Genomic DNA, 289 nt, shown 5'->3' with positions numbered 1-289 from the left:
CGTCAAGGATCACCACGTCCGGCGAGGCGGCCAGCACTGTGGCCACCGACAACCGGCGCTTCTCCCCTCCGGAAAGCGTGACCGGGTTGGCTTCGGCCAAGTCCTGCAGGCCAAGCCGCTCCAGCAACTCCTGCACCCGGGCCTCGACCTGCCGCGGATCGTACTTCTGCTCCTCGGCCGCCCCGTGCCTGGCGCGCAGCGGCGCGAAAGCCAGCTCCTCGCGCACGGACTGGGTGACGAACTGGTGCTCGGGTTCCTGGAACACCGAGCCGATGCGGGCGACCAGCGC

At 70.2% G+C, this 289-nt stretch carries 1 protein-coding gene; it reads right to left on the bottom strand.

Going from position 1 to position 289, the window contains the following annotated elements:
* Positions 1–289: ATP-binding cassette domain-containing protein (locus RF641_RS17560; RefSeq protein ID WP_424573732.1), on the bottom strand; the 289-nt coding region annotated here is incomplete at both ends.

Source organism: Arthrobacter sp. 'calajunan', from assembly GCF_046940185.1.
In the GTDB taxonomy this organism is placed as follows: domain Bacteria; phylum Actinomycetota; class Actinomycetes; order Actinomycetales; family Micrococcaceae; genus Glutamicibacter; species Glutamicibacter soli.
Note: the sequence above shows the minus strand (reverse complement) of the source record. Positions and strands in the feature narration are given on the sequence as shown.